This window comes from Streptomyces sp. NTH33 (assembly GCF_003236365.1).
Classification (GTDB): Bacteria; Actinomycetota; Actinomycetes; order Streptomycetales; family Streptomycetaceae; genus Streptomyces.
Window position 1 is genome coordinate 1 of sequence record NZ_POTZ01000412.1, and the last position, 6,128, is coordinate 6,128.

Consider the following 6,128-nt stretch of genomic DNA (forward strand, 5'->3'; position numbering starts at 1 on the left):
CTCCCAGAACCCGATCGCCCCCACGGTCTCGCCGCCGTCCGCGAGCACCACCCGGTACATCCGCCCCGACTCCAGGGCGAGGTACCGCCGGTGCCGTGCGGCGAGTTGGTCCTCGCTCTCCGGGCCGCTCAAGTGTGCGGTCATCTCGGGGCTGTTGTGCAGCCGCAGCAGCCAGAGGTCGTCCTCGCCCCACGGCTCCAGCCGCACCCGGTTCGCATCCGTGTCTCCCATGGCGGCCACCGTAGAGCAGGGGACCGACAGCGGGCGGCGACGCACGGCGAACACACTTCGAACACATGAACCCATCGAAGCAAGTCGCGACCCTAATTCGAACAGGCGTAGCATTGCCGCGTGGCTACACCCTATGACTTCCCGAGCGACCTCCTCGCCGGTCAGGAGGAGCTGCATCAGGTCCGGGCCGAACTGGCGGCCCTGCTCAAGCGGCTGCCCTGGTCGGTCGAGCCGCTGGACGGGTTCAGCGACGACGCCGGCTGGCGCAAGGTGGAGCGCCCGGCCTCGCCGGGGTGGACGGCCGACGAGCAGGCCGGGGTCGAAAAGCTCCGGCGACGCGAGCACGAGCTCGCGGTGTTCGTCACCACGCACCGCTACTGGTCCGAACTCACCGGCCCGGACGGCGTCGCCGCCCGCAGCCGCCTGAAACACGCCCACGGGGCCCGGCTCGACGAGGACGCCTGATACGCGCGACGGGTTTGCGGGACAGCGCCCCTGACAAGGTAGGCTGTCGACTTGTCGCGGGTGCGTAGCTCAGCGGTAGAGCGCCTGCCTTACAAGCAGGATGTCGGCGGTTCGAAACCGTCCGCGCCCACCACGTGCAGGATACGAACAGGGCCCAGGTCGACCGGGTGACACCCGGCGGTCTGGGCCTTCGCCTTGTCAGGGGACCGGTACTGCGGGGGTTTTCCCCACCCCCGGCCCGGTAGCGGGCCGGATTCAGTGTGCCGGTGCTTCTCCGTACGGTCGGGGCAGAGCCGCAGGGGCTCGCCGTCCGTACCCCAGGGGGAGACCGTCATGTCCCGTACCGTTCCCGCTCGCGTCGCCGCCCTCGGTGGTGCCGTCGTGGTTCTGCTCGCCACGGTCACCGCATGTGGGAACTCCGCGGAGGACGACAAGGATCCCGAGCACCGTTCCTTCGCCCTGCACGGGCGCACGCTGACCGTCGACTCCGACGACTCGGCGCTGGAGATCGTCGCCGCCGATGCACACGAGGCGGGGAGCGTGCGGGTCACGCGGTGGTTCAAGGGGTCGGTGCTGGTGGGCAAGGGTCCCCGGGTGACCTGGGGCATGGAGGACGACGACCGGCTGGTGCTGCGGATGAAGTGCTCCGGGTTCATCGCCGACTGCTCCGCCAAGTACCGCATCGAGGTGCCGCGCGGGATCGCCGTGAAGGTCGAGGACGGGGACGGCAGTGTGCGGGCGCGTGGGTTCAGGGACGCGCTGAGCATTCGTACGGGCGACGGGTCCGTGCACGTCACCGACACCACCGGGCCCCTGGAACTGCGCTCGGGCGACGGCTCCGTACGGGCGGAGGTCTCCTCCCGTCAGGTGCGGGTCAGTACGGGTGACGGGTCGGTCCACCTCGAACTGGGCGCCGTACCGGACCGGGTGGAGACGAGTTCCGGGGACGGCTCCGTCGGCATCACGCTGCCGCACGCCGCGTACCGGGTGACGACGAGGAGCGGCGACGGTTCCGTGGACGTCTCCGTGCCGCGCGACGACTCCAGCCCCCACGTGGTGTCCGCGGCCACCGGTGACGGAAGGATCACGGTTCGTACGGCGGACTGACCGGCCCGTGTGTTCCTCGTCCGCGGGTGGGACAATGGCCCCACGGACGGCGGATCACAGCACGGGAGAGGGATGTGGCGGCCACACCGGCGACACCTGCACGACCGCACTCGCCGTATGCACGGCCCCGGCCCCGGAGCGCCTGCCCGGCCTCTCCCCCGGACTCCTCCCCGGTCACGGCCGTCCGGGACGTCCTCGTTCTGGTGGGCCTGCCCCTGCTCGCCGCGCTCGCGCTGCCCGCCGCCTTCGCAGGCGGCGGCACCCGGCGCTGGTTCGGCGGGCGGGCCGAGACCCAGCGGGCCGAGGCGCAGGCCGCCAAGGACGCCGCCGCGGCCGCTTTCTACGAGCTGGACACCGGCCAGCGCGACCTGCGGATCTCGATCGAGACGATCACGGCCGTCGACGACTCCCCCGCCGCCCGCCGCGCGGTCGCCGACTTCGAGGCGCTCGGGCGGCGCATCGACGAGGCCAGCCGGCGCTACATCCAGGCGGTCGACGCGCAGGACCTGGACCGGGACGACCTGGAGGCCTCCGTCGCCACCCGGGCGCGTATCGACCTGACCTCCGCCAAGGACGAGCTGTGCAACGTCAAGCGGGAGCTGGATCGTTTCGCCGACGGTCTCGGTCCGCTGCTCGGCAAGGCCGAGACCCAACTGGCCCGCGTGGCCCCCGGGGTGGAGCGCGCCCGGCAGGCGCTGAGCGCCGCCGCCGGCGCGCTGGACAGCGCGCGGGGCGCGGGGCTCGGGGCGGACGACCTGGCCGCCCGGCTCGCCGCGCTCTCCCCCGAGCTGACCAGGCTGAACCAGGGCGCGGGGCAGCACGGTGTGCAGCAGACGCTGGAGCGTGCCGAGCGGGTGACGCGGGAGGCGGAGGCGATCCGGGCGGAGGCCGTGCGGCTGCCGGAGAGGGCCGCCGAGATCGACCACCGGCTGGTGTCGCTGCGCACCCGGGCGCAGGCGCTGAGCACGCGCGCCGGGCAGGTGGAGCCGGTGCTCAGCGAGCTGCGGCGGCGGTTCGCCGCCGCCTGCTGGCAGGATCTGCAGCCGGTGCCGGAGCAGGCCGCCCACAACGTCCGGCAGGCGGAGCTGAGGCTGGGGGAGGCGCAGGCCGCGCGGGAGGCCCAGCGCTGGCCGGACGCGACCGCGCTGCTGGCGACGGTGCGGACGCTGCTGAACACCACCGACGAGGCGGTCTCGGCCGCCGGGGACCGGCTGCGGCGGCTGAACGAGGTGCAGAAGGATCCGCGGGCGGAGGTCGAGCGGACCCGGTTCGCGATCCGGGACGCGCAGCGGCTGGCCATGGCGGACCGTACGACGCCGGATCCGCGGCACGCCCGTCCGCTGGACGAGTCGGTGGCCCGGCTGGAGCGCGCGGTCGCCACGCTGGAGGGCCGCCATCCGGACTACTGGCACTTCCTGACGGAGACCGAGGCGATCCGGCGGACGGTCGCCGACGTGGTCGCCCTGATACGGGAGGAGCGGGGAGCGGGCCGCTGAGGGCCCGCTCCCCGCTCCCACGGGGTGTCCGCCGTGCCGCTCAGGTGCGGTAGGCGTAGTAGTACGCGTTCGGGTACGACGCGATGATGCTCGCCACCGACCGGTTGTAGGTGTTGGTGGAGTGGTACGACAGGTACGGCACGCCCTGCGGGCTGCGGTAGCTGACGATCATGGTGTGGTCCTTGGACCCGTCCCGGTTGAAGTCCATCTGCAGCACGTCACCGACGTCCATCTGGTAGACGTTGGCGAGGCCGGTGACGCGCTGGGAGGACAGGGCGAACCAGGAGAACTCGTTGACGCCGATGAACGAGTGCGACTGGATCTCGGAGTTGCCGAACCACTTGGTGTGGTCGTACACGTAGCCCGGGACGTGCTTCCAGCCGCCCGCCTTCAGGGCCTGGCTGACGAAGTTGGTGCAGTCGCCGCCGGCGCCCGCCCCGTCGAAGTCCGGGTAGTCCTTGTTGTAGTTGTTCCAGTGCTTCGCCGCGTAGTCCGCCATGGCCTTGTAGTCGTAGCCGGAGGCGGAGAAGTTCTTCGGCGCGGCGGGCGGATTCGTGGTGGTGGCCGAGCGGGCCGCCGCCGGCGGGTTGCCGTCGTTGACGACGGCGGGCGCCGTGGTGGACGGGGCCGGGGCCGTGGTCGGCGCCTTGGTGGTCGGGACCGGGCTGGGCGCCTTGGTGGTCGGGACCGGGCTGGGCGCCTTGGTGGTCGGCTTCGCGGTGGTCGGCTTCGCGGTGGGCGCCTTGGTGGACGGGCGCGCGGTGGGCTGCGGGACGACGGGCGGCTTGCGGACCTGGTTGACCGCCACGCCGTCGTCGGTGCCGCGGATGCCGGTCAGCTGCCAGTTGCCCTTGTCGTCGGCCTTGAACGTCAGCTCGTGGTGGGCCTGGAAGCCGGTGGTCTTCGGCTCGTTGCCGCGGATCTTGCGGTAGGTCAGGGTCGTGGTCTCGGTGACGGCGACCTTGGCCTGGCGGCCCTTCACCTGCGTGGCGTCCAGCGTGACGCCGGTCCTGGCCTCGCTGTACTTCTCGCCCAGCTTGGCGAGGACCGCCTTGCGGCCGCGCAGCTCGGTCAGCGCGGAGTTCTCCTCGCGCGACTGCGCGCCGGACAGGCGGACCTTGCCGGAGAAGCCGGACGCCAGCCGGTGGTGCCTGCTCCCGTGCTTGCCCGCCGGACTGTCGTCCACCAGGGCCTGCGTGCGGTCGGTGAAGACCGCGTCGGCCAGCTTCTGGAAGGTCGCCTTGGTGGCCGCGTCCACCGTCGGGTCGTCGGTGACGGCGGCGCCCGCGCTCCAGTTGGGCACCAGGGCCACGCCGGCGACCACCGAGGCGGCCGCCGCCGAGACTATGGTGACGCGGCGCCGCTTACGGCTCAGTTTTCTTGATTTCAATGATGTTCCCCTCTACGCCGGTACACCTACCGGGCGACGGCATCTTCGCATGCCGTGTGTGACTCCGGTGAAGGGGGTGGCACTAGGCCAATACCCGCTTCACATACGTCATTTGATCACCGAGGACCAGTCGGGCGACTGGGCCGGGTCGAGGGAGCGCAGCCTCTGCAGCGTCTCCGGTTTCTGGACGTCCAGCCAGTCGGCGAGCTCCCTGAACGACACGCACTTGACGTCCTTCTTGGTGCAGATGTTCTTGATGACCCGGTCGACGGCCCTCATGTAGATGCCGCCGTTCCAGTCCTCGAAGTGGTTGCCGATGAACAGCGGTGCCCGGCTGCCGTAGTAGACCCGGTTGAAGCCGGCCATGTAGGAGTCGACGGTCTGCTGCTCCCACTCCGGATGCTTGGCCGGGTCGCCCTGGGTCTCGCCGTTCGACTGGTTGTAGAGGAAGTTGAAGTCCATGGACAGGCCCTGGTACCTGCCGTCCTCGTAGGGGAGCATCTGCAGCGGGAAGTCCCAGATGCCGTCCTTCTTGTCCGGCCAGATCTGGAAGTCGCCGGGGGAACTGGCGTCGTAGCGCCAGCCGTAGTCCTTGGCGGCCTTCAGCAGGTTGGGCTGGCCCTCGAGGCAGGGCGCGCGGCCGCCGGTGATCTCCTTGCGGAAGTCGAAGGGCAGCGGCGGGACGTCGGTGAAGCCGGTGTTGGTCTTCCACTTCTCGGCGAAGGAGTAGAACTGGTCGATCTCGCTCTTCCACTCCTCCACGCTCCAGTCGCCGCCGCCCTTGGCCCCGCAGAAGTGGCCGTTGAAGTGGGTGCCGATCTCGTGGCCCTGCTCGTAGGCGAGGCGCAGCTGCTGCAGGGTGTCGCGGATGTGCTCGTCGGTGGCGTAGTCGATGGCGGCGGCGCCCGGCTTGTGCTGCGGCGGGTGGTAGAGGTGCTGCTTGGCCTTGGGAAGGATGTAGATGCCCGTGAGGAAGAAGGTCATGTGGGCGTCGTACTCCTCGGCCAGTTCCCGGAAGTGCGAGAACAGGTGGTCGTCGCCCTCCAGGGCGCCGTCCCAGGAGAAGACGACGAACTGGGGCGGTTTCTCGCCGGGTTTGAGCGGCTGGGGCTTCAGCACGCCCTTCTGCGGCCCGGTGTAGGAGGTGGAGCCGTCCCCGAGGACGCGGACCTTGCCGTCCCACTCGGGCTCCTGGCTCGGCTCGGCCGAGGGGGGCTTGGGGCCGGCGCTGGTCCTGGAGCCGTTCTTGGCACCGGTGGACGCGATCGGCGCGGTGGAGTCGGGGCGGTTCAGGACCAGGAAGCCCGCCACCACCGAGGCGACGACCAGCAGGGCTGCCAGGGTCACGAACTCGGGGCGGGTGCTGCGGCGGCGCGCAGGGGCCTTGCGACGGCGGCCGGTTGACTTCATGGGCGGCTCATTCTGCGAGGGGGGTTCGG

At 71.0% G+C, this 6,128-nt stretch carries 6 protein-coding genes and 1 tRNA gene; 4 read left to right on the plus strand and 3 right to left on the minus strand.

Annotation, left to right across the window (positions count from 1 at the left end; genetic code table 11):
* Nucleotides 1-231 (minus strand): GNAT family N-acetyltransferase (locus tag C1I97_RS28945; RefSeq protein WP_369008371.1); only part of this gene is annotated, 231 nt, incomplete at its 3' end.
* Nucleotides 232-351: 120 nt separating this feature from the next.
* Here C1I97_RS28945 and C1I97_RS28950 point away from each other — a divergent pair.
* From C1I97_RS28950 to C1I97_RS28965, 4 genes are all read left to right on the plus strand, one after another.
* Entirely contained in the window at nt 352-696 is a 345-nt protein-coding gene (locus C1I97_RS28950) for a hypothetical protein (RefSeq protein WP_111006080.1), read from the plus strand.
* Nucleotides 697-754: 58 nt separating this feature from the next.
* Nucleotides 755-829: transfer RNA gene (locus C1I97_RS28955), tRNA-Val, on the plus strand.
* A 200-nt stretch (nt 830-1,029) separates the two neighbouring features.
* Entirely contained in the window at nt 1,030-1,803 is a 774-nt protein-coding gene (locus C1I97_RS28960) for a DUF4097 family beta strand repeat-containing protein (RefSeq protein ID WP_111006081.1), read from the plus strand.
* Between the two features lie 74 nt (nt 1,804-1,877).
* Nucleotides 1,878-3,299, plus strand: coding sequence for a hypothetical protein (locus C1I97_RS28965; protein ID WP_111006082.1), 1,422 nt, complete (start codon nt 1,878-1,880; stop codon nt 3,297-3,299).
* 40 nt (nt 3,300-3,339) lie between these two features.
* On the opposite strand, the gene C1I97_RS28970 is transcribed toward C1I97_RS28965, so the two are convergent.
* Complete coding sequence (locus tag C1I97_RS28970; protein WP_258382786.1) at nt 3,340-4,623, minus strand: amidase domain-containing protein; 1,284 nt, start codon at nt 4,621-4,623, stop codon at nt 3,340-3,342.
* Between the two features lie 174 nt (nt 4,624-4,797).
* A complete protein-coding gene (locus C1I97_RS28975) occupies nt 4,798-6,099 on the minus strand; it encodes a hypothetical protein (RefSeq protein WP_111006083.1) in 1,302 nt (433 codons plus the stop codon).
* Nucleotides 6,100-6,128: the final 29 nt, after the last annotated feature.

What these genes read in the sequence shown, in the direction of transcription:
- C1I97_RS28960 (WP_111006081.1), top strand. Translation starts at nt 1,030, where the DNA reads ATGTCCCGTACCGTTCCCGCTCGCGTCGCCGCCCTCGGTGGTGCCGTC.
- C1I97_RS28975 (WP_111006083.1), bottom strand. Translation starts at nt 6,099, where the DNA reads ATGAAGTCAACCGGCCGCCGTCGCAAGGCCCCTGCGCGCCGCCGCAGC.